This is a genomic window from Pseudomonas sp. HPB0071, assembly GCF_000478505.2.
Lineage (GTDB): Bacteria > Pseudomonadota > Gammaproteobacteria > Pseudomonadales > Pseudomonadaceae > Chryseomonas > Chryseomonas luteola.
The window spans coordinates 1,483,563-1,503,304 of record NZ_KI517367.1; the positions used below are offsets into that span (position 1 = coordinate 1,483,563).

Here is a 19,742-nt window from a genome sequence, read left to right on the forward strand (position 1 = left end):
GCTAAGCCATTGATATACAAGGCTTTTTGCCGTTCCGTTGCAACGGAAGTGGGGCGCATTATAGGCCCCTCCGCTCACAGGTCAAGCTTTATTTTGAACTACTCAGCTTTAATAACAATACGGGCAAATGCCTTCTTGCCTGCCTGACAAACATGAGTAGCACCCAACTTGAAGACAAAGCTTCGATCTACTACTTCACCATCAACCTTTACGCTACCTGCGTTCAGCAAATCACGTGCAGCAGCTGAGTTCTTTACCAGACCTGCGCGATTGAGCACTGCGGCTACGGACATATCCTCCGCAGTCGTTAACGTTACCTCTGGAATTTCCTCTGGCAGCTCGCCGTCCTTCATGCGATTGCCAGCAGAACGGTGAGCGGTAGCAGCTGCCTCCTCACCATGGAACCGGGCAACGATCTCCTCGGCCAACTTGATCTTGATATCGCGCGGATTGGCACCCGCCTCTACATCATGGCGAAACGCTTCAATCTCACTCATCGCCCTAAAGCTTAAAAGCTCAAAATATCGCCACATCAGCGAGTCAGGCATTGAAACGATCTTATTGTACATAACGCCAGGCGCTTCCTGGATACCTATATAGTTGCCAAGCGACTTGGACATCTTTTTGACGCCATCCAGCCCCTCAAGCAAAGGCATGGTGAGAATGGACTGCGCCTCTTGGCCATAGGCACGCTGCAACTCGCGGCCCATTAACAAATTGAATTTCTGATCAGTTCCACCAAGCTCGACATCTGCTTTCAATGCAACCGAGTCATATCCCTGAACCAGGGGGTACAAGAACTCATGAATAGCAATGGGTTGATTAGTCGCGTACCGCTTACTGAAATCGTCACGCTCAAGCATACGTGCGACCGTGTACTGAGACGCCAGGCGGATAAAGTCAGCCGGTGTAAGCTTGTCCATCCAAGCAGAATTAAACGCCACTTCAGTCTTCGCCGGATCCAATATCTTGAATACCTGAGCTTTATAGGTTTCGGCGTTTTCAAGAACCTGGTCACGCGTCAATGGCGGACGAGTCGTGCTTTTACCACTGGGATCGCCAATCATGCCTGTGAAGTCACCAATCAGGAAAATGACCTGATGACCCAGCTCCTGGAATTGACGTAGCTTATTGATCAGAACGGTATGGCCTAGATGAAGGTCTGGAGCTGTAGGATCAAAGCCTGCTTTGATACGCAACGGAGTCCCTTTCTCAAGCTTTGTAATGAGCTCAGATTCAACCAAAAGCTCGTCAGCTCCACGCTTGATCAGCGCTAACTGTTCTTCTACCGATTTCATTAGCTAATCCCGCTTAAATTAATGGCGCAACCATACAAGATCACCTGATAAAAACAAGATTTCCAGAAACCTCTACCTATCAGGCACATATTGAAAATTATTAAGGGTTGTTCGGAACTTTATTTGATTATATTTTAGGCAGTTATTCATGCTCAAAAGCACCGCTACGTCATGACACAACCAACTCCAAAAAGCCCGTTGTATCCTAAAAGCCATATCCTGGCTGCTAGTGGGGTCGCTGCGCTTCTGAGTTTGGCTCTGCTGGTGTTTCCTTCTCGCGATGTCGAGGCAAAGAAAACGCTCGTTAATATGGATATTCAGAATAGTGCTGAGCGCATTATTCAAGAAAAGGATGACCTTCGACAGCTAAGCACTCTCTCAGAGCCTGAAGCGTCCACAACTGAAAGTCCGTTCGCCAGTATTCCTGAGTCAACCGAAACGGCTCAAGAACCCAACCCAGCTGAACCCTCTTCTACCGAAAGCCTTGCCTCAGTTGACCCTCAGTGGAAAGTCGAAACTGTTAAAAATGGCGACACGCTTTCCACATTATTCTCGGCAGCCGGTTTGTCAGCAAACGTGCTGCAAGACGTTTTAAATAGCGACAAAGAAGCCAAAGCCCTTAGCCGAATTCACATAGGCCAAAAGCTCGAATTCAAGGTATCTCAGACCGGTGACCTGCTCGGCTTCCGAAGCAAGCCAAACGCCTTGGAAACCATCACGATCTCCAAAGCTGAAAGTGGTTATGACTTTAAGCGTGAAATAGCACAGCCTGATGTTGAAAAGGCTTATGCACGCGGCGTTATTGATAGCTCTCTATTTACAGCTGGCCGACGCGCCGGCCTATCCCACGACATGATCATGTCACTGGCCAACGTGTTCGCCTATGATATTGACTTCGCATTGGATATACGAGAAGGCGACGAATTCGAGGTCATCTACGAAAAGAAGGTGGTCGATGGAAAGCGTGTCGGCAACGGCAACATTTTAGCGGCGCGCTTCACCAACCGCGGTAAAACCTTTACCGCAGTCCGCTATACCAGCAAGCAAGGCACTACGAATTACTACACGGCTGACGGTAGCAGCATGCGTAGGGCATTTATTCGTACTCCAGTAGAGTTTACCCGTATCAGCTCCCGTTTTTCCCTGGGTCGTTACCATCCTGTCCTGAGCAAGATTCGTGCGCACAAGGGTGTGGACTACGCAGCACCAACCGGTACGCCTATCCATGCGACAGGGGATGGCAAAGTGGTAGAAGCTGGGCGCAAGGGTGGTTACGGAAACGCTGTAGTAATCCAGCACGGACAGCGCTACAGCACTGTTTATGGACATATGAGCAAATTCGGTCAAGGCATTCGACCAGGCGTACAGGTTAAGCAAGGACAGGTTATTGGATATGTAGGCATGACAGGACTCGCAACGGGACCTCATTTGCACTATGAATTCCGCATCAATGGTACGCATGTCGATCCGCTCGGCGTAAAGCTACCTATGGCTGATCCTATCGCAAAAAATGAGGTGAAACGTTTCTTGAGCCAAAGCCAGCCTTTAATGGCCCGCATGGACCAGGAAAAGTCCACCCTTCTTGCCATGAACAAGCGTTGACAGGTATGACGCTTTATATAGGGCTAATGTCTGGTACCAGCTTGGACGGACTGGACATTGCCCTTATTGATCAAACGGCTACTAGATGCACGCTTATCGGCTCTCATTATGTGCCGATGCCATCGAGCCTAAAACATAAGCTTCTTGAACTGTGCAGTGCTGGCGACAACGAACTGGAACGTGCCGCACTGGCTGAGCAGGATTGGGTCCATTTGGCTGCTCAAGGTATTGAGCAACTCCTCAGCGAAGCGCAGCTATCGACCTCGCATATCAGAGCGATTGGTAGTCACGGGCAGACAGTCAGGCATAGTCCATCTGATGGCTACACGATTCAGATCGGCAACCCGGCACTTCTTGCAGAGCTGACAAGGATTGATGTTGTTGCAGATTTTCGTCGACGGGATGTGGCTGCCGGTGGACAAGGTGCTCCCCTCGTCCCCGCTTTTCACGCGGCCATCTTTGGAGATCCGGCGAAAGAGCGAGCCATTCTTAACATCGGTGGTTTTACCAATATTACATTGCTATCACCTAGCCACCCTATAGAGGGCTTCGACTGCGGCCCAGGTAATGTATTGATGGATGCATGGATAAACGAGCACAAAGGCGAGCCTTATGACCAGTTTGGTGCCTGGGCTGCCAGTGGCTCCATTTCATCCATGCTTCTTAATGCCTTTTTGTCTGATTCTTTTTTTGCCAAACAGGGGCCTAAAAGTACTGGGCGCGAGCTATTCAATTTAAGCTGGTTAAAACAAAAGCTCTCAATGCTTCCTGCGATACCGGTAGCCGATGTTCAAGCAACCCTGGCCGAGCTTACCGCCATTTCTGTCTGTGATTCGCTGCGACTGGCTCAACCTACATGTGCCGAGCTATTTATCTGCGGCGGCGGTGCTCACAATGAGTTTCTGCTTAAGCGACTCTCTGCTTATTTACCAGAAACGCTCGTTACAACCACAGACGCACTTGGCGTTTCGCCAGACTGGGTAGAAGCAATGGCATTTGCCTGGCTGGCACATTGTTTTGTTGAGCGCATACCGGGTAACTGCCCGGACGTAACAGCGGCTAAGGGGCCTAGAATCTTAGGCGCGCTGTATCCTGCCTAAGCGAAAGCGCCGCGCTTAAACGCGGCGCCTCAGTAAAGCCTTCTTAGATTGAGAAAGACTGACCGCAGCCACATGTAGTTGCCGCATTAGGGTTCTTAATGACGAAACGCGAACCCTCCAGCCCCTCCTGATAATCGACTTCAGCGCCAGCCAGATACTGGAAGCTCATGGGATCGACAACCAGACTTACGCCGTCACGCTCTACAATGGTGTCGTCTTCAGCCGCATCTTCATCAAATGTAAAGCCGTACTGGAAGCCAGAACACCCTCCCCCCGTCACAAACACGCGCAGCTTAAGACGAGGGTTGCCCTCCTCGTCGATTAAGTTCTTTACCTTATTGGCTGCACCGGAGGAGAACAATAAGGGAGTCGGAATGAAGGTTTCGATGGTCATGCTTGAATCTCCCGGCTTTCGCCGATACCAACTGCAATATGCAACATTATCCGCTTAACCCAGAAAAATGGTCAACTATTCTGCGACCGACCGATAATTAAAACTTAAATCGCTTATAAGGTGACGCCTGCAACACGGGCATCTACTATCTCTGGTTTTATATTGCCGGAGATACCTGATGCTCTATCTATGGATCAAAGCGTTACACATCATAGCTTTAGTCTGCTGGTTTGCCGGTCTATTCTATTTGCCCCGACTGTTTGTCTACCACGCGCAAAGTGAAGACACCGTTAGCCGTGAGCGCTTCATTCTGATGGAGCGAAAGCTGTATCGAGGAATCATGCTGCCTTCAATGCTGGCTACGCTTGTTTTCGGCATTGTATTACTGGTCCTGAATCCAGGCTGGCTGAGTCAGGGCTGGATGCATACCAAGCTTGCACTTGTCTTTTTGCTGGTCGGCTATCACCACATGTGCGGTGCCATGCTGAAACGCTTTGCGCGAGGTGAAAACAAACACAGTCATGTATTCTACCGCTGGTTTAATGAAGCTCCTGTCCTGATCCTGATTGCGATCGTGATCTTGGTTGTCATCAAACCCTACTAAATTTCCGAACGCAGCATATTTTGACAATATGCTGCGTGCCTCTTCTATTGTGCGACAAGGAAGCTCGCCATGTCCGATACGCGTTACAAGATTACTTTTGATGGGCAATTGCTCCCCGGTGTCAGTCGAGATGATGTACTGGAGAATCTTGCGAAACTTTTCAAAAGTGATACGCAGAAAATAGCCCAGCTATTTCGCGGTCCGGTTACATTAAAAAGGGACCTTTCGGAACCTGAAGCTGATCGTTATCTGGCAGCCTTGAGACAAGCTGGCGCTCAAGCCAGGAAAGAACAGGACTTGGCCTCCATGCTTACGCTGGTTGAGGACAAAGAAATACCAGCAAAAGAAAGCACACGGTTAATGACTTGTCCAAAATGTGGACATGAACAGACCAAGCGCGACGAATGCGAGCAGTGCGGCATTATTGTTGAAAAGTACCTGGCACGTCAGGCTGAGCTAGCGTCAGAGCCGCCCGCACCGTCAACTGCGCCAGTCATGGCCGCGTCTCCTTATGCTCCGCCTCAAGCAGACCTTTATACCCATGGCGAACATGAATACGGTACCTTGAAGGTCTTCAGCCTCAAAGGTCGAATAGGACGCCTGCGCTTTTTAGCTTGGTCGCTTGTAGCATCTGCCGCTTTTTTTGCCGCCTTTTTTGCACTACTGACAACGGTAGGGATCGCAAGTCTCATGACGTCGCATCCCTCAATCCTTACAGGGCTTGGGCTTAGTGCGCTGCTTGGTCTTGCAATGCTATTTATTAACCTGAGCATAGGTGTTCAACGCTTGCATGATCTAGGCTGGTCAGGCTGGCTCTGGCTTTTGAGCATCGTTCCGCTCATAGGAGGCCTGTTTACTTTCGTGCTGATGGTCTTACCAGGATCACGTACAGCCAATCGCTATGGTGCACCGCCTCCACCTAACAGCATAGCGGTCAAGCTTTTAGCGGGTGTCTGGCTATTTATTGTGATCGCTGTGATTCTGGCCTCCCTTGTGCGCCCTAGCTAAGGGCACCCTGCCACGCCGGAGCGGTCCAACTCCATGCCGTACTTCTGAGGGAGCATCATGCCTCGCTATGCATTAATTACTGGCGCCTCTAGTGGAATAGGCCTTGCGCTTGCTGAAGCACTGGCGCGCCGCGGTCATCCCTTGATCTTACTTGCCCGAAAGCGGGAGGCACTTGAAAGCATTGCCAGTGAGCTGGCCCAGCGATTTGGCGTGGAAGTACTTTATCGTGTTTGCGATCTGTCGGAGCCGCTGCATGTGACAGGGCTTCTGCACGAGCTTGAGCAGAGCGAGAAGGTTATCGACCTGCTTGTGAACTGTGCAGGCATGGGGACTGGCGGCCCCTTTCTTTCCTCCGACTGGTCACGCGAGCAGCACCTTATTGAGTTGAATGTGCTGGCCCTGACTCGCCTCTGCCATGCCCTAGGTGCGCACATGGCTCAACAGGGCGGCGGACAGATTCTCAACGTGGCTTCGACGGCCGCCTTCCAGCCCATTCCGCTTATGAGCAGCTATGCCGCCAGCAAGGCGTATGTCCTGCATTTTTCCGAAGGGCTGCGTGAAGAACTAAAAAGCCGAGGCATTTCCGTCTCGGTGTTATGCCCTGGCCCAACGCGTACAAGCTTTTTCCGCAAAGCCGGCATGCAGACTGCCTCAATGGAGAAAGGCAAAACCATGATGGGCGCCGAGGAGGTTGCATTGATCGCCATGCATGGCCTCGCCAAGCGCAAGGCCATCATTCATTGCGGATGGCGAAACCGCCTGACGGCAATGGTACCTCGTTTTTTGCCACGCTCACTTGTAAGAAAAGTTACCGACAGAATAGGCCGCATGCTGACATCACCTTGACTTGCGTCTGTGCGCAAAAGATAACCCTCGCTACACTTTGATCTTCAAATACACAGGAGACATCCATGGACTGCCTGTTCTGTAAAATCGTGGCGGGAGAGATTCCAGCCCGCAAGCTTTATGAGGACGATCATGTCATTGCCTTCCATGACATATCGCCCCAGGCGCCCGTTCATTTTCTTGTCATTCCCAAGAAGCATATCGCCACGCTTCATGACCTGAGCGAAACCGATGACAAGACGCTAGCAGGTCATATCCTGTTTACGGCACAACGCCTGGCCCAGGAACAAGGTTGCGATGAAGGCTTCCGGGTGGTCATGAACTGTAATCCAATGGGTGGACAAACGGTTTACCACATCCATATGCATGTACTTGGCCAACGGCAAATGACATGGCCGCCGGGTTAAGCGTTCCTTTACCCTCCCCTGATTTGAACCTGGAGACTGGAATGGCTAACGATCGTCACTATTCCCCTGCAGATCACCTGTTCATGCAGGTTGATGCCGCATTAAAAACACTACTGCCTTTCAATGGACACCCTAATAGGGCCTCCCCTGCGCTGAGTCATTCGGAAGCCGAGCTGGATGAGTCCAGCACCCGGCACGTGGCTGGACTGATGCGCATCAACCACACCGGAGAAGTGTGCGCACAAGCGCTCTATCAGGGACAGGCCTTGACGGCCAAGCTGCCTGAAATTCGAAGCGCCATGGAAGAAGCCGCTGACGAGGAGATTGATCACCTCGCCTGGTGCGAACAGCGAATTAAGGAGTTGGGAAGCCATACCAGCGTACTTAATCCATTGTTCTATGGCCTATCATTTAGCATCGGCGCGACTGCTGGCCTGATCAGCGATCGCCTCAGCCTTGGCTTTGTCGCCGCGACAGAAGAGCAAGTCTGTAAGCATCTTGATGAGCACCTGATGCAGCTTCCTTCGGAAGACAAGCGCTCCCGAGCGATTCTTGAGCAGATGCGCATTGACGAGGAGCAACATGCGGATCATGCCCTGGATGCAGGCGGGCTACGCTTCGCTACGCCTATCAAACTTGGCATGACGCTTCTTTCAAAGGTAATGACCAAAAGCACATACCGCATTTAAGACAACAAAAAGGGCGCTCAAAGCGCCCTTTTAATTTCACCTGCTGCTTAACGAGGCAGGTTACGACCAGAAAATATCTCACGCATCTCATGCTTGAGGCGTTGCGTTACCTGCTCACGCTGCTCACGCGAAAGATTCTGAGTAGCATCACCAAACAGGTAATTTTCTAGCTCGAACTCTTTCAATAGCATCTTGGTGTGGAACAGATTGTCCTGATAAACGTTTACATCCGTCATCTGATAGGCCGAACGCGTGTCTTCAGACAGGTAGTTCTGGATGGAATTGATCTCATGATCGATAAAGTGCTTGCGTCCTTCCACATCGCGGGTAAAACCACGAACGCGATAATCGACAGTCACAATATCCGAATCAAACTGATGAATCAGATAATTCAATGCCTTTAGCGGTGAGATGACGCCACAGGTAGACACATCGATATCGACACGGAATGTGGCGATGCCGTCAACGGGATGAATTTCCGGGTAGGTATGAACCGTAATATGGCTTTTATCCAGATGCCCTAGAATTGTTTCGCGTAGCGGACCGGGTGATTCCTCGATCTGGCTTTCGGTAGGCTCAACAGGCTGCTCCGAAATGAGAATGGTCACGCTGGCGCCCTGAGGGTCGTAATCCTGGCGAGCGATATTCAGAATATTGGCACCGATGATATCCACGACGTCTGTCAGGATCTGAGTCAGACGCTCGGCGTCATACTCTTCATCAATGTACTGTACATAGGCTTGCTGATCTTCTGACGTCTCTGCATAGCAGATGTCATAGATATTGAAGCTCAAGGTCTTCGTCAGGTTGTTGAAACCATGGAGCCTGAGTTTACTTTTCACCGTAGGGAACTCCCATAGGTACGGTCTCTGACCGTGGTCGTGAATGCCCGTCATCTGCATAAGGCGCAGGTGCGTAGGGCCGTTTCATACCTCTTCGCATTGGCGATTGTGGCTGTGCTTGTCGGGCCTTGCCCTGAAAAGGGGCGCATTATGCAGAGCCTGAGGGCTATCCGCCAGAGGTTGCGCCCGAAAGACGATGAATTGATGACAGTCAGGGCTTAATTAAGCTCTATGATCTCGTATCCGTGCGAAATCTCGACGCCCGCACGCTCCAGCATGATAGAAGCTGAACAATACTTTTCTGCAGACAGCTCAATGGCGCGCTTGACCTGCGCTTCCTTCAAGTCACGGCCCTTGACCACAAAGCGGATGTGTATCTTGGTAAATACCTTGGGTTCGGATTCAGCCCGCTCAGCCTCAAGAAAGGCCTCACAGCTCTCTACAGCCTGGCGAGATTTCTTTAAGATACTCATCACATCAAAGCTGGTGCAGCCACCCAAGCCGATTAGCAGAGCCTCCATTGGGCGGACGCCCAGGTTACGACCGCCATGATCAGGAGGGCCGTCCATGACAACCACATGGCCACTGCCCGACTCGCCCAGAAACATGGCCTCACCGGCCCATTGAATTCGTGCTTTCACCATGAGACTCCACAGCAAGTAAAAAAATAGAGTACCACAGCCCCATAAATGTGATGGAATGCTATCAAACTGCCATTAAACTGTTAGTCACGTCGCACACTTCACAAGTCGTGATCTGCAGAGTAAAAATTCACTTTAATTTAGTGGCAAACTTGCCGATATGTTCAAATCCCTGTAGACAAGGCTTGTCTCAACTTCAGGAACCAGCATGGCCGCTATTATTCCTCCTGCAAAACTTCAACATCTCGATAAACTGCTCGCGCATTGCTCGCGTCGCCGCTATACCGCCAAGACGACGATCATTTATGCGGGTGATAACAGTGAAAGCCTGTTCTTCATCCTCAAAGGGTCGGTAACGATTCTGATTGAGGACGACGAAGGTCGCGAAATGATCATCGCCTATTTGAATGCGGGCGACTTTTTCGGCGAGATGGGGCTATTTGCCAAGGAAGGAAGCGAACCCGAACGCAGCGCCTGGGTTCGTGCACGCACGGAGTGCGAGGTTGCCGAGATCAGCTACAGCCAGTTCAGAGAACTGAGCCAGCAAGATCCCGACATGCTCTTCTCGCTGGGCCGCCAGATGGCCGAGCGTCTGCGCCAGACTACGCGTAAGGTAGGTGATCTTGCCTTCCTGGACGTGACTGGTCGTGTCGCTCGTACGCTGCTTGACTTGTGCAAACAGCCCGACGCCATGACGCATCCGGACGGTATGCAGATCAAAATCACACGCCAAGAAATTGGTCGCATCGTTGGATGCTCACGTGAAATGGTCGGTCGCGTACTCAAGTCTCTGGAAGAGCAGGGCCTTGTCCATGTGAAAGGCAAGACAATGGTTGTGTTTGGTACTCGCTAAACACACCATGCTCTGACAAAAAAGCCGGCTCGCGCCGGCTTTTTTATTAATCACTCTACGTCGGGGGAGGAGATCCCCGCGCGTCTTTCAGGAAAGAACAGCCGGTGCAGCTCGTGTCCGGGATCCTCTGCACGCATGAATGCTTCACCTACTAAAAAGGCATGCACATCGCTGACTTGCATCAGCTCAACGTCAGCCCTGTTCAGAATGCCACTCTCAGTTACCACCAGACACTCTCGCGGGATAGATGGCAATAGGTCCAGTGTTGTTTCCAGGCTCACCTCAAATGTATGCAGATTGCGGTTATTGATACCGATCAGCGGCGTGTCGAGTGTTTTCAGCGCTCGCTCCAACTCATTTGCATCGTGAACTTCAACAAGCATATCGAGGCCAACCGACTTTGCCGTAGCGGCTAGCTCTGCCATCGAGGTATCGTCCAGGGCGGACACGATGAGAAGAATGCAGTCAGCACCAATCGCACGGGCTTCAATGACCTGGTATGGATCGATCATAAAGTCTTTACGAATGATAGGTAATGAGCAGGCTGCCCGGGCTTCCTTCAAATAGGCATCGCTGCCCTGAAAGAAATCGATATCCGTCAGGACCGAAAGACAGGTCGCGCCGCCTGCTTCATAGCTTCGCGCAATATCTGCCGGCACGAACTCCTCCCGCAGGACACCCTTACTGGGCGAGGCCTTCTTGACCTCAGCAATGACCGCTGGTTCTCTTCGCGCCACGCGATCCATCAGGGCCTGGGCAAATCCCCTTGGTGATTCAGAGGCCTGCGCCAAGGCCTCCAGATCGGCCAGTGGAAGCGCTGACTTACGCTGTGCTACTTCTTCAGCTTTGCGGGCCAGGATTTTTTGCAGAACGGTAGGTACGCTCACGCTTGATTCTCCACTTTGTATACCGCTGTAAAGCTGGCCAACTCATCCATTTTTTCCCGGGCAAGGCCGCTGTACAACGCGTCATGCGCCAGATTGACACCTTCTTGCAAACTTGAAGCTAGATCAGCTGCATACAATGCGGCTCCCGCATTAAGCACAATCATGTCAGCGGCCTTTTGCCCAGCCTCGGTTTTCCGACGCCCCAGGGCATCCCGGATCAGACTTAATGAAGCCTCCGGGCTGTCGACTGTAAGCCCGATCAAGCTCTGACTCTTGATACCAACATCCTCCGGAAGGACTTCATACTCTTGAATTTGTCCATCCTTGAGTTCAGCAACACGTGTAGGCGCCGCCAGGCTGAACTCGTCAAGCCCATCCCTGGAGTGAACAACCAGCACATGCTTGCTGCCTAGCCGCTGCAGCACTTCGGCAAGGGGACGGCACAGTGCAGGCGTGAATACCCCTACCACTTGATGCAAGACACCGGCTGGACTGGTCAACGGACCTAGCATGTTGAATAACGTACGCAGCCCCAGAGACTTTCGAGGGCCTGCAGCATGGCGCATCGCACTGTGGTGCGATTGGGCAAACATAAAGCCTACCCCTATCTCGTTAACGCAACGGGCTATTTGTTCGGGCGTCAGGTTGAGATAAATCCCCGCCGCTTCAAGCAGGTCGGCACTGCCGCTTTTACCTGAAACAGCACGGTTGCCGTGCTTGGCTACTTTTCCCCCAGCAGCCGCGACAACAAAGACAGAAGCCGATGATACGTTGAAGATATTGGCCCCATCCCCTCCTGTTCCCACAATGTCCACAACGTGCTCAAGGCTGGGCAATTCAACCTTGGTAGCCAGCTCGCGCATCACGCTTACGGCACCACAGATTTCATCGATGGTTTCGCTCTTGATACGCATGCCCATGAGAAAAGCGCCGATCTGGGCATCATCACATTGCCCGGTCATGATCTGGTGCATGACGTCCTGCATTTCGCTTGTGGTCAGGTCGAGTTGACTGACGATTTTGCCGAGCGCTTCCTTGATATCCATGACTAGCGTGCGCCTCCGGTCTGCTTGAGGAAATTGGCCAGCAGGTCATGACCGTATTCGGTAAGAATCGACTCGGGGTGAAACTGGACACCTTCCAGCATGTACTCGCGGTGACGGAGCCCCATGATTTCATCCATGGTTCCATCTTCGTGTTGAGTCCAGGCAGTAATTTCCAGACAGTCCGGCAGCGTTTCTCGTTTCACCACAAGCGAATGGTAGCGCGTGACCGTAAAGGGGTTGGGCAATCCGGCAAATACACCCTCACCCTTGTGATAAACCAGGCTCGTTTTGCCATGCATCGGCTCACGCGCTCTGACCACCTCACCTCCAAATGCCTGCCCCAGGCTCTGATGACCAAGGCACACACCCAAAGTAGGCACTTTGCCTGCGAAATGTTTCAGCAGTTCGAGCGAGACGCCTGCCTCATTCGGTGTGCAGGGGCCTGGGGAAACGACAATGCGCTCCGGCGCCAGCGCATCGATTTCGTTTACGGTCGTTTCATCGTTGCGTACGACTTTTACGTCTGCCCCTAACTCGCCCAGGTATTGCACGAGGTTATAGGTGAAGGAGTCGTAGTTATCCAGCATCAGTAACATGGTAGCGCTCCTTCAGGTACGCGAAGTCGTAGAAGTTTGTTCAGCCAGTGCAACCGCGCGGAACATCGCACGACGTTTATTGATCGTTTCTTCCCATTCCGCAGCAGGTTGAGAGTCTGCAACGATGCCCCCACCGGCCTGAACATGAAGCTCACCGTTTTTGATGACGGCAGTACGAATCGCGATGGCAGTATCCATATTGCCATTCCAGGCCAGATATCCTACGGCACCGCCGTAGACACCTCGCTTGACAGGCTCCAGCTCGTCGATGATTTCCATGGCGCGGATCTTCGGCGCGCCGGACAGCGTACCTGCCGGCAGGATGGCACGCAGGGCATCCATGGCATTGAGACCGTCCTTGAGCTGGCCGGTCACGTTGGACACGATGTGCATGACATTGGAATAACGCTCGATCACCATTTTTTCGGTCAGCTTGACCGAGCCGGTCGACGATACGCGGCCAACATCATTACGACCTAGATCGATCAGCATCAGATGCTCGGCAATTTCCTTTTCATCACTGAGCAGATCTTTTTCGAGTTCAAGATCCTGCTCCTCAGACGCTCCTCGTGGACGCGTTCCGGCGATAGGTCTAACCGTTACCAGCCCTTCCTCTACTCGAACAAGGACTTCCGGCGAACTGCCTACGACATGGAAATCACCGAAGTTGAAGAAGTACATGTAGGGCGTTGGGTTGAAGCAGCGTAGCGCGCGATAGAGGTCGATGGGGGCGGCCTTGAAATCGATGGACATCCGCTGGGAAGGCACGACCTGCATGCAGTCCCCAGCCAGGATATAGTCCTTGATCTTGATAACCGCCTGCTCGTAATCCGCCTGAGTAAAGCTGGCTCGAAACTTGGGCTCCTGCGCCTGAGGTGCACTGAAATCGAGCCCACGGCGCGGCGTAATAGGCTGACGCAGGCGCTCCAGTAATTCATCCAGGCGCGCTTTGCCTTGGTCGTAGGCATTTTCATCGGCCGGGTCGACCAGCACGATGGCATGCATCTTGGTAGACAGATTATCGAACACCACGACAGCATCAGATACCATCAGCAGGATATCGGGATTGCTCAGCGGGTCAGGATTGGGGCAGGCACCCAGGCGCTTTTCAACGTAGCGGACACAGTCGTAGCCGAAATAGCCGACCAAGCCACCATTGAAGCGTGGAAGGTTAGGCAGCGTGGGCACGCGATAGCGCTGCTGGAATGCTTCGACAAACGCTAGCGGGTCCTCGACCTCAACGGTTTCGACGACCTCATCGCCCTCATGAATCGTGGCCTGGTGACCATAGACTCGCAGTACGGTGCGACTGGGCAGCCCGATAATGGAGTAGCGACCCCATTTTTCACCACCTTGGACAGACTCAAGCAGGTACGTATTGGTGGTATCGGCCAACTTGAGATAAAGCGACAGCGGCGTGTCGAAATCAGCCAGGGTTTCGAATGTCAGGGGAATACGGTTATAGCCGGCAGCGGCCAAACGCAGGAATTCTTCGCGGGTCATGATCAGCCTCGTGGAGGGTAAAGGTCAGGTGCAAAACGCGCCGGGCATGCCGGCCAGGAATGAGTCAGGCGCGCCAGCGCCAACGCGCCAGGGCCTTGATGACCTTCATCCACAGTTTGCAGGTGACCACCACGATTCGATCTCTTCGCCGGGTAGATAGGAATACGGCCACACTAGCTCAGGCAACTCGCTGAATCAACCTCTTTGCCATAGCGAGTGTGGCATTTTATCGCTAAGCCAGTAACTGCCTAAGGTCGTCCAGTAGCCAGTCAGGTGACTCATCAGCTATGGGCTGACCATGATTGTAGCCATAGGTCATCGCGACGCAGCGCACTCCGGCGGCCCGTGCAGCACGGATATCGTTACGTGAATCGCCAATGAACAAGGCGTCGTCAGGCTTGGCACCCGCCTTGCCCATGACATAGAGGAGCCCGGCAGGATCAGGCTTTTGTTGAGGTAACGTATCCCCTCCTACGATCCATGAGAAAAAATCGCCCAACTGCATGTCATCCAGAAGTGGGCCAACAAAGCGCTCCGGCTTGTTGGTAATGACGGCCATCGCAATCCCTTTGGCCTTGAGCGTCGCCAGCGCTTCCTGAACGCCGGGGTACACGACCGTGAGCTCGTGGCTGCCCCCATAAAGAGACATGAAAAGGCTCAGTGCCTCATCTGCCTCAGCCTCCGTGATGTGGCTGTGCTCCATCTGATCCGCCAAGGCACGACGAACCAGCACACGGGCTCCATTGCCAATCCACAGCCTGACCTTATCCAGCCCTGCAGGGGGTCGACCTAGCGTTTCAAGCATGGCATCAACCGCTGCGGCCAGATCTGGGGCTGAATCGAGAAGCGTGCCGTCCAGATCAAACATGATCAGCCGTGGCTGCTTTCCATCAAACAAGGTTTCCAGCACGCCTTGACTCATACTGCACGTGCCTTGGCCAGCTCATTACGCATGGTCTTGATGACCTCTGCATAATCCGGCGCATTAAAGATGGCGGAGCCCGCAACAAACGTATCGGCACCGGCACGTGCGATTTCACCGATGTTGGAAACGTTGACGCCGCCATCGATTTCCAGGCGAATCGGCAGGCCGGAGGCATTGATCAGCTCACGTGCCTCGCGCAGTTTGTCGAGTGTTTTCGGAATGAACTTCTGGCCACCAAAGCCCGGGTTCACACTCATCAGCAACACCATGTCGATCTTGTCCATGACATATTTCAGGCAGTCCAGAGACGTCGCCGGGTTAAAGACCAGCCCTGCTTTACAACCACCTGCCTTAATGAGCTGCAGTGAGCGGTCGATATGCTCTGAAGCCTCCGGGTGAAAGGTGATGAACGAGGCGCCCGCCTCGATGAAATCACCGATAATACGATCCACTGGCTTGACCATCAGATGCACATCGATAGGCGCCGTCACGCCATACTTGCGTAGCGCCGAACAGACCATGGGGCCAATCGTGAGATTGGGCACATAGTGGTTGTCCATAACATCGAAATGGACGATATCGGCGCCCGCTGCGAGCACCTTGTCTACATCTTCACCCAGACGGGCAAAGTCAGCGGAGAGGATCGACGGAGCGATAGCATAAGGTTGCATGGAAAAGCCTCAAGGCAAGTCAGCGGAAAGCGGCATTGTACCCAATGCAGCGGCTGGGCATTCATGCATTAGAGAGCTGACGACCGGCATTTCTCCCCGCTGCTGTCTTGCACAGCACATCTTGCAGGGCACACTTGCCGCTTGTGGCGGTCAGTGCAAGTAGATGCCTCTTATTTGCGTGCCGCGGTAGACATCGCCCATGACAGCATGACCAAAGGTGATTAGTCTTCCGCCCATTCTGGACAGGACGAAGTGCACTTCATGTTTAGCCGACCCGGTGTGTTCAACAAGACCCTGCTGCTGATTGCTCTTGGCATGGCCAACAATGCCTCTGCCGAAGAAGCTACTACCCCGCCAGCCCCTGCTGCCGAACGAGCAGCTCCGATTGGACGCAGTCAGGATACTGCGCAGGCGCTGGAGCGCACGCTCCCCAAAAGCGAGCAGCAGACCCTGACGGCGGGCAACGAGCAATTCCTGGCGTTATGGAAACCTGCCAATACTGCCCAGCCTCAGGGAACGATCGTCCTGATACCGGGCGATGGCGAGTCCGCTGACTGGCCCAACACCATCAGCCCACTCAGGCAAAAATTGCCCGACGAAGGTTGGCAGACACTTAGTCTGACTCTGCCCGACCCGCAAAACCAGGCTCCACTGCCGCGTAACGCCAATGGGGCGACTTCCGCTCCTGCCGATGCCGATGCATCCACTGCAGAGGGTGCGTCCCCTACACCCGTAGAAGGTGTGACCGGCACCGCACCAACACCTGAAACCCAGGCTGAAATAGGCAGTGGCGAACCCGCACAAGCAGGCAAAGCGCCCTCGGATGCCAAAGCATTGCAGGATGCCTATGCGGAGGGCGTCATGGCTAGACTGGCGGCCGGAATCGACTTTGCGCTACAGCGAGGCTCCAAGCAGGTGATTCTGCTCGGTCACGGTACCGGAGCCTATTGGGCAGCTCGCTACCTCGCTGAACGAGAACCCAGCGAGCTTCATCACTTGATTATCATTGATGGCAAGGCACCGGTTAATTCGGGCTCAAATCTGGATGCAATCGTGCCCAAGCTCAAGGTAGCAACAGGCGACTTCTATCATAACCAGTCTTCGATCGCTCAAGCCTCGGCCCAGCAGCGCCGCCAGGCTGCCAAGCGGGAACAGGCCAGCGATTACACCCAGGTTGCCCTAAAGACGATTCCCGGCGACCCCTCCAATGAGCAGGAACAGTTGTATCGTCGTGTGCGAGGCTGGCTTAGCACACACATAGCGGCAGGCGGTGGAGAGCAGCCTGCGCCCTAACGAAAGCCATGCCGTTCTTTGATAAGCCGATAGGCTGCGTGCAAGGCAGCGGTTTTTTCCGCTGCCTCCTGAACCACATATTTATTGGCGCCGGCACCTTGAACCTTGTCGGGATGATGCCTGCTGAGCAATCGCCGATAGGCTTGCTTGATACTTTTGCTATCGCTGCTCTCGCTTACCCCTAGCAGCGCCAAAGCCTCTTTATAGCCATTGTTTGCCCGCGACTTCTTCGCTGACCGCATGGGCTGCAGTTCATCTACTCGCGTTTGTGAGAGCCCGGCCCACAATCCCCATTGCCGGATCAGGTCCCGCTCACCAGGCCGGACGCTGCCGTTCACCCATACCATTCGCCAACAGGCACGAATGATAATTTCAGCCTGACTTTCCGCTGCAGCCAGCCGGGTACGAGCCGAGCGAACTGCCGTTTTACCCTGATTGAACGCAGCGATTGCACGGCGGCGGCCCTCAACGTCCAAACCCAATCGCTTAATTTCACCTTCAGCCTGGCGAATATGTGCCGTCGACACTTGCCCCCCTGCCTTGGCCAGATGGCCGAGCAGTTCAAACAAGAGCTGATACTCAAAACCAACCTGCCCCAGCCGCAGGCGCAGCGCAGACCAGGAGGTGAGTCCCAGCTTACGCTCGGCCGCATGCCCTAACATTGCACCCAGCAATGCTCCAGAAAGATCAGCTGCTGCCCAGCCGGTAAGCGCCCCGGACAGCGTTAAAGGCCATGGCCAGAACACTAGGCGCTCGCCTCGATCAGTTGCTCGACTTCTGCCAGCCGCTCATGGGTCCCTACATCGACCCAACGACCGGTATGCAGCGCTCCGCTGACGCGCCCTTCTGCAATGGCTGCGCGCAGTACAGGCGCCAACTTGAAGGCGCCTGCCTCGCAGGTGCGAAATAGATCGGGATCCAGTATTGCAATACCGCTGTAGGTAAACCTGTCGCAAGCCTCGCCAGCTTCAACCACGCGTCCATTACTCAAAAAGAAATCCCCTTCTGGGTGGTGAAGAGGGTTATCGACCAAAATCAGATGCGCTAAATCACCGGCGGTCAGCTGTAACGGCCGATAGTCGTAATCCGTCCAGATATCGCCATTAGCCACCAGGAAAGGCTCTTTACCTAACAGCGGAAGCGCCTTGAAGATGCCCCCGCCGGTTTCCAGCGGCTCACCTTCAGGCGAGTACACGATACTGACGCCTAACCGCGAGCCATCTTGCAGGTAGTCTTCTATCTGCCGCCCCAGCCACGCATGGTTGATGACGAAATCGTTGAAGCCAGCCGTTTTCAAAGCCCGAATCTGATATTCGATCAACGGCACTCCGCATGCTTTAACCAAAGGCTTCGGGGTATGCAAGGTAAGCGGGCGAAGCCGCTCCCCACGCCCTGCTGCAAGAATCATGGCTTTCATACGGTAGAGGCCTCCCGAAGCTCGGCGAGCAAGGCCTTCAAAGGCGCGAGTTCAGGGCGCCGCGCGATAACCGCCTCGATATAGGCGAAGAAACGCGGCACGTCAGCCAAATACTTGGGCTTGCCGTCTCGATGGCAAATGCGCGCAAAGATCCCGATGACCTTGAGGTGTCGTTGTACGCCCATCAGGTCGCTGGCTCGGTAAAAATCTTCAAAATCATCGCCAACCGGCAAGCCTTGCTGCCGGGCACGGGTCCAGTAAGTTTCGATCCACCCTCTGACACGCTCCTCCGGCCAACTCAGGAAGGCATCCTTGAAAAGGCAGGTCACGTCATAGGTAATGGGGCCGTATACCGCATCCTGAAAATCCAGGACACCTGGATTTGGCATACTGACCATCAAGTTGCGCGGCATGTAATCGCGATGCACCAAGACGCGCGGCTGCGCCAGTGCGCTGTCAATCAGCAGCTCACAGACCGACTCCCACGCGTCCTGTTGCGCCGCATCGAAGCGATGATCAAGAACGTAGCGGACATACCAGTCAGGAAATAGTTGTAGCTCACGCGCCAACAGGGCGCGGTTGTACTCTGGCAGATGACCTTCCGTCGGAAGAACCTGATAGGTCAATAACGCATTCAAAGCGTCATTAAAAAGCGCGTCGGCATTATCGGATGTCAGGACGTCAAGGTATGTTTGCCGCCCCAGATCATCCAGCAGTAAAAAGCCCTGTTCTATATCCTGAGCCAGGATTTCCGGCACATGCACACCGGCCTCGGCCAGTAGCGCGGCCACATGCACAAACGGCCGGCAGTCTTCCTGTGGAGGTGGTGCATCCATAACGATCAGGGTACGGCCGTCACATTCCCAGCGAAAATAACGACGAAAACTTGCATCGCTACTGGCGGGGGTCAGCTCGCCTTCTCCAGGCGCTCCCCAGCCTTTTTTATTGAACAATTCAGGCAGACACGCGTCCAGCCACTGACAGAGTTGGGTAAAGCGAACATCTTCAGACATTTATAACGGTTTCCCTCGGCCCTAGCCGTTGCGCAGGTCATGCTTTATTATCCGATATCTTTTTGAGCCCATCGAGAGGCCTGCGGTCCGTTTCCGGGCCGATGGCG

General features: G+C 53.6%; 22 protein-coding genes. 9 read left to right on the top strand and 13 right to left on the bottom strand.

The genetic code is table 11. The annotated features are described in order from the left end of the window. Window positions 1–98: 98 nt before the first annotated feature. Window positions 99–1,298, bottom strand: a complete 1,200-nt coding sequence (tyrS, locus tag HMPREF1487_RS07135; RefSeq protein WP_010795952.1) for a tyrosine--tRNA ligase — start codon at window positions 1,296–1,298, stop codon at window positions 99–101. A gap of 171 nt (window positions 1,299–1,469) precedes the next feature. Here tyrS and HMPREF1487_RS07140 point away from each other — a divergent pair, with 171 nt between their 5' ends. Together HMPREF1487_RS07140 and HMPREF1487_RS07145 are read left to right on the top strand one after the other, a co-directional pair. Continuing rightward, window positions 1,470–2,900 carry a peptidoglycan DD-metalloendopeptidase family protein gene (locus HMPREF1487_RS07140; protein ID WP_010795953.1) on the top strand — a complete coding sequence of 477 codons (1,431 nt, stop codon included), beginning with the start codon at window positions 1,470–1,472 and terminating at the stop codon, window positions 2,898–2,900. A 5-nt stretch (window positions 2,901–2,905) separates the two neighbouring features. After that, window positions 2,906–4,000 (top strand): anhydro-N-acetylmuramic acid kinase, encoded by a 1,095-nt coding sequence (locus tag HMPREF1487_RS07145; RefSeq protein ID WP_010795954.1) that lies wholly within the window; start codon window positions 2,906–2,908, stop codon window positions 3,998–4,000. A 43-nt stretch (window positions 4,001–4,043) separates the two neighbouring features. Here the strand turns inward: HMPREF1487_RS07145 and erpA are convergent, their stop codons facing one another. Continuing rightward, on the bottom strand, window positions 4,044–4,394 hold the full coding sequence (gene erpA, locus HMPREF1487_RS07150) for an iron-sulfur cluster insertion protein ErpA (protein WP_010795955.1): 351 nt from the start codon (window positions 4,392–4,394) through the stop codon (window positions 4,044–4,046). A gap of 178 nt (window positions 4,395–4,572) precedes the next feature. Between erpA and hemJ the strand changes: the two genes are divergently transcribed. The 5 genes from hemJ (at window position 4,573) to coq7 (ending at window position 7,948) form a co-directional block, all read left to right on the top strand. Further along, complete coding sequence (hemJ, locus tag HMPREF1487_RS07155; protein WP_010795956.1) at window positions 4,573–4,998, top strand: protoporphyrinogen oxidase HemJ; 426 nt, start codon at window positions 4,573–4,575, stop codon at window positions 4,996–4,998. A gap of 69 nt (window positions 4,999–5,067) precedes the next feature. Further along, window positions 5,068–6,006, top strand: coding sequence for a DUF805 domain-containing protein (locus HMPREF1487_RS07160; RefSeq protein WP_010795957.1), 939 nt, complete (start codon window positions 5,068–5,070; stop codon window positions 6,004–6,006). A gap of 57 nt (window positions 6,007–6,063) precedes the next feature. Next, window positions 6,064–6,852 carry an SDR family NAD(P)-dependent oxidoreductase gene (locus tag HMPREF1487_RS07165; protein ID WP_010795958.1) on the top strand — a complete coding sequence of 263 codons (789 nt, stop codon included), beginning with the start codon at window positions 6,064–6,066 and terminating at the stop codon, window positions 6,850–6,852. A 65-nt stretch (window positions 6,853–6,917) separates the two neighbouring features. Next, entirely contained in the window at window positions 6,918–7,259 is a 342-nt protein-coding gene (locus HMPREF1487_RS07170) for a histidine triad nucleotide-binding protein (protein WP_010795959.1), read from the top strand. 41 nt (window positions 7,260–7,300) lie between these two features. After that, window positions 7,301–7,948, top strand: a complete 648-nt coding sequence (gene coq7 / locus HMPREF1487_RS07175) for a 2-polyprenyl-3-methyl-6-methoxy-1,4-benzoquinone monooxygenase (RefSeq protein WP_010795960.1) — start codon at window positions 7,301–7,303, stop codon at window positions 7,946–7,948. A 47-nt stretch (window positions 7,949–7,995) separates the two neighbouring features. Here coq7 and speD read toward each other — a convergent pair whose 3' ends face one another. Continuing rightward, entirely contained in the window at window positions 7,996–8,790 is a 795-nt protein-coding gene (speD, locus tag HMPREF1487_RS07180) for an adenosylmethionine decarboxylase (protein WP_010795961.1), read from the bottom strand. 218 nt (window positions 8,791–9,008) lie between these two features. Beyond that, window positions 9,009–9,431, bottom strand: coding sequence for an OsmC family protein (locus tag HMPREF1487_RS07185; protein ID WP_026004192.1), 423 nt, complete (start codon window positions 9,429–9,431; stop codon window positions 9,009–9,011). 208 nt (window positions 9,432–9,639) lie between these two features. On the opposite strand from HMPREF1487_RS07185, the gene crp reads away from it, so the two are divergent. Further along, complete coding sequence (gene crp / locus HMPREF1487_RS07190; protein ID WP_010795963.1) at window positions 9,640–10,284, top strand: cAMP-activated global transcriptional regulator CRP; 645 nt, start codon at window positions 9,640–9,642, stop codon at window positions 10,282–10,284. Window positions 10,285–10,334: 50 nt separating this feature from the next. On the opposite strand, the gene trpC is transcribed toward crp, so the two are convergent. From trpC to rpe, 6 genes are all read right to left on the bottom strand, one after another. Then, the gene (gene trpC / locus HMPREF1487_RS07195) at window positions 10,335–11,171 is read right to left on the bottom strand and encodes an indole-3-glycerol phosphate synthase TrpC (RefSeq protein WP_010795964.1); all 837 of its coding nucleotides are present in this window, start codon (window positions 11,169–11,171) and stop codon (window positions 10,335–10,337) included. Further along, a complete protein-coding gene (gene trpD / locus HMPREF1487_RS07200) occupies window positions 11,168–12,217 on the bottom strand; it encodes an anthranilate phosphoribosyltransferase (RefSeq protein ID WP_010795965.1) in 1,050 nt (349 codons plus the stop codon). Before trpD ends, trpC begins: the two co-directional genes overlap by 4 nt. 2 nt (window positions 12,218–12,219) lie before the next feature. Further along, on the bottom strand, window positions 12,220–12,813 hold the full coding sequence (locus tag HMPREF1487_RS27260) for an anthranilate synthase component II (protein ID WP_010795966.1): 594 nt from the start codon (window positions 12,811–12,813) through the stop codon (window positions 12,220–12,222). Window positions 12,814–12,825: 12 nt separating this feature from the next. Next, a complete protein-coding gene (gene trpE, locus HMPREF1487_RS07210) occupies window positions 12,826–14,316 on the bottom strand; it encodes an anthranilate synthase component I (protein WP_010795967.1) in 1,491 nt (496 codons plus the stop codon). 232 nt (window positions 14,317–14,548) lie between these two features. Continuing rightward, window positions 14,549–15,238 (bottom strand): phosphoglycolate phosphatase, encoded by a 690-nt coding sequence (locus tag HMPREF1487_RS07215; protein WP_010795968.1) that lies wholly within the window; start codon window positions 15,236–15,238, stop codon window positions 14,549–14,551. Then, window positions 15,235–15,912: a ribulose-phosphate 3-epimerase gene (gene rpe / locus HMPREF1487_RS07220; RefSeq protein ID WP_010795969.1), complete on the bottom strand. Its 678-nt coding sequence runs from the start codon at window positions 15,910–15,912 to the stop codon at window positions 15,235–15,237. The genes HMPREF1487_RS07215 and rpe overlap by 4 nt, the downstream gene beginning before the upstream one ends. 261 nt (window positions 15,913–16,173) lie before the next feature. Between rpe and HMPREF1487_RS07225 the strand changes: the two genes are divergently transcribed. Next, entirely contained in the window at window positions 16,174–17,205 is a 1,032-nt protein-coding gene (locus tag HMPREF1487_RS07225; protein ID WP_010795970.1) for an alpha/beta hydrolase family protein, read from the top strand. On the opposite strand, the gene HMPREF1487_RS07230 is transcribed toward HMPREF1487_RS07225, so the two are convergent. The 3 genes from HMPREF1487_RS07230 to HMPREF1487_RS07240 are packed head-to-tail and all read right to left on the bottom strand — an operon-like array spanning window position 17,202 to window position 19,635. Continuing rightward, window positions 17,202–17,951 (bottom strand): DnaJ domain-containing protein, encoded by a 750-nt coding sequence (locus tag HMPREF1487_RS07230; protein WP_010795971.1) that lies wholly within the window; start codon window positions 17,949–17,951, stop codon window positions 17,202–17,204. The two genes, HMPREF1487_RS07225 and HMPREF1487_RS07230, sit on opposite strands and share 4 nt — an antisense overlap. Beyond that, entirely contained in the window at window positions 17,951–18,622 is a 672-nt protein-coding gene (murU, locus tag HMPREF1487_RS07235; RefSeq protein ID WP_010795972.1) for an N-acetylmuramate alpha-1-phosphate uridylyltransferase MurU, read from the bottom strand. The genes HMPREF1487_RS07230 and murU overlap by 1 nt, the downstream gene beginning before the upstream one ends. Next, on the bottom strand, window positions 18,619–19,635 hold the full coding sequence (locus HMPREF1487_RS07240; protein ID WP_010795973.1) for an aminoglycoside phosphotransferase family protein: 1,017 nt from the start codon (window positions 19,633–19,635) through the stop codon (window positions 18,619–18,621). The genes murU and HMPREF1487_RS07240 overlap by 4 nt, the downstream gene beginning before the upstream one ends. Window positions 19,636–19,742 lie beyond the last annotated feature (107 nt).

Bases quoted from the DNA above. Each gene is read 5' to 3' on its own strand.
- trpD (WP_010795965.1), bottom strand. From the start codon at position 12,217: ATGGATATCAAGGAAGCGCTCGGCAAAATCGTCAGTCAACTCGACCTG.
- coq7 (WP_010795960.1), top strand. From the start codon at position 7,301: ATGGCTAACGATCGTCACTATTCCCCTGCAGATCACCTGTTCATGCAG.
- HMPREF1487_RS07160 (WP_010795957.1), top strand. From the start codon at position 5,068: ATGTCCGATACGCGTTACAAGATTACTTTTGATGGGCAATTGCTCCCC.
- murU (WP_010795972.1), bottom strand. From the start codon at position 18,622: ATGAAAGCCATGATTCTTGCAGCAGGGCGTGGGGAGCGGCTTCGCCCG.
- HMPREF1487_RS27260 (WP_010795966.1), bottom strand. From the start codon at position 12,813: ATGTTACTGATGCTGGATAACTACGACTCCTTCACCTATAACCTCGTG.
- HMPREF1487_RS07215 (WP_010795968.1), bottom strand. From the start codon at position 15,238: ATGAGTCAAGGCGTGCTGGAAACCTTGTTTGATGGAAAGCAGCCACGG.
- erpA (WP_010795955.1), bottom strand. From the start codon at position 4,394: ATGACCATCGAAACCTTCATTCCGACTCCCTTATTGTTCTCCTCCGGT.
- rpe (WP_010795969.1), bottom strand. From the start codon at position 15,912: ATGCAACCTTATGCTATCGCTCCGTCGATCCTCTCCGCTGACTTTGCC.
- hemJ (WP_010795956.1), top strand. From the start codon at position 4,573: ATGCTCTATCTATGGATCAAAGCGTTACACATCATAGCTTTAGTCTGC.
- HMPREF1487_RS07170 (WP_010795959.1), top strand. From the start codon at position 6,918: ATGGACTGCCTGTTCTGTAAAATCGTGGCGGGAGAGATTCCAGCCCGC.
- tyrS (WP_010795952.1), bottom strand. From the start codon at position 1,298: ATGAAATCGGTAGAAGAACAGTTAGCGCTGATCAAGCGTGGAGCTGAC.
- trpE (WP_010795967.1), bottom strand. From the start codon at position 14,316: ATGACCCGCGAAGAATTCCTGCGTTTGGCCGCTGCCGGCTATAACCGT.
- HMPREF1487_RS07240 (WP_010795973.1), bottom strand. From the start codon at position 19,635: ATGTCTGAAGATGTTCGCTTTACCCAACTCTGTCAGTGGCTGGACGCG.
- HMPREF1487_RS07165 (WP_010795958.1), top strand. From the start codon at position 6,064: ATGCCTCGCTATGCATTAATTACTGGCGCCTCTAGTGGAATAGGCCTT.
- HMPREF1487_RS07145 (WP_010795954.1), top strand. From the start codon at position 2,906: ATGACGCTTTATATAGGGCTAATGTCTGGTACCAGCTTGGACGGACTG.
- crp (WP_010795963.1), top strand. From the start codon at position 9,640: ATGGCCGCTATTATTCCTCCTGCAAAACTTCAACATCTCGATAAACTG.
- HMPREF1487_RS07140 (WP_010795953.1), top strand. From the start codon at position 1,470: ATGACACAACCAACTCCAAAAAGCCCGTTGTATCCTAAAAGCCATATC.
- HMPREF1487_RS07225 (WP_010795970.1), top strand. From the start codon at position 16,174: ATGTTTAGCCGACCCGGTGTGTTCAACAAGACCCTGCTGCTGATTGCT.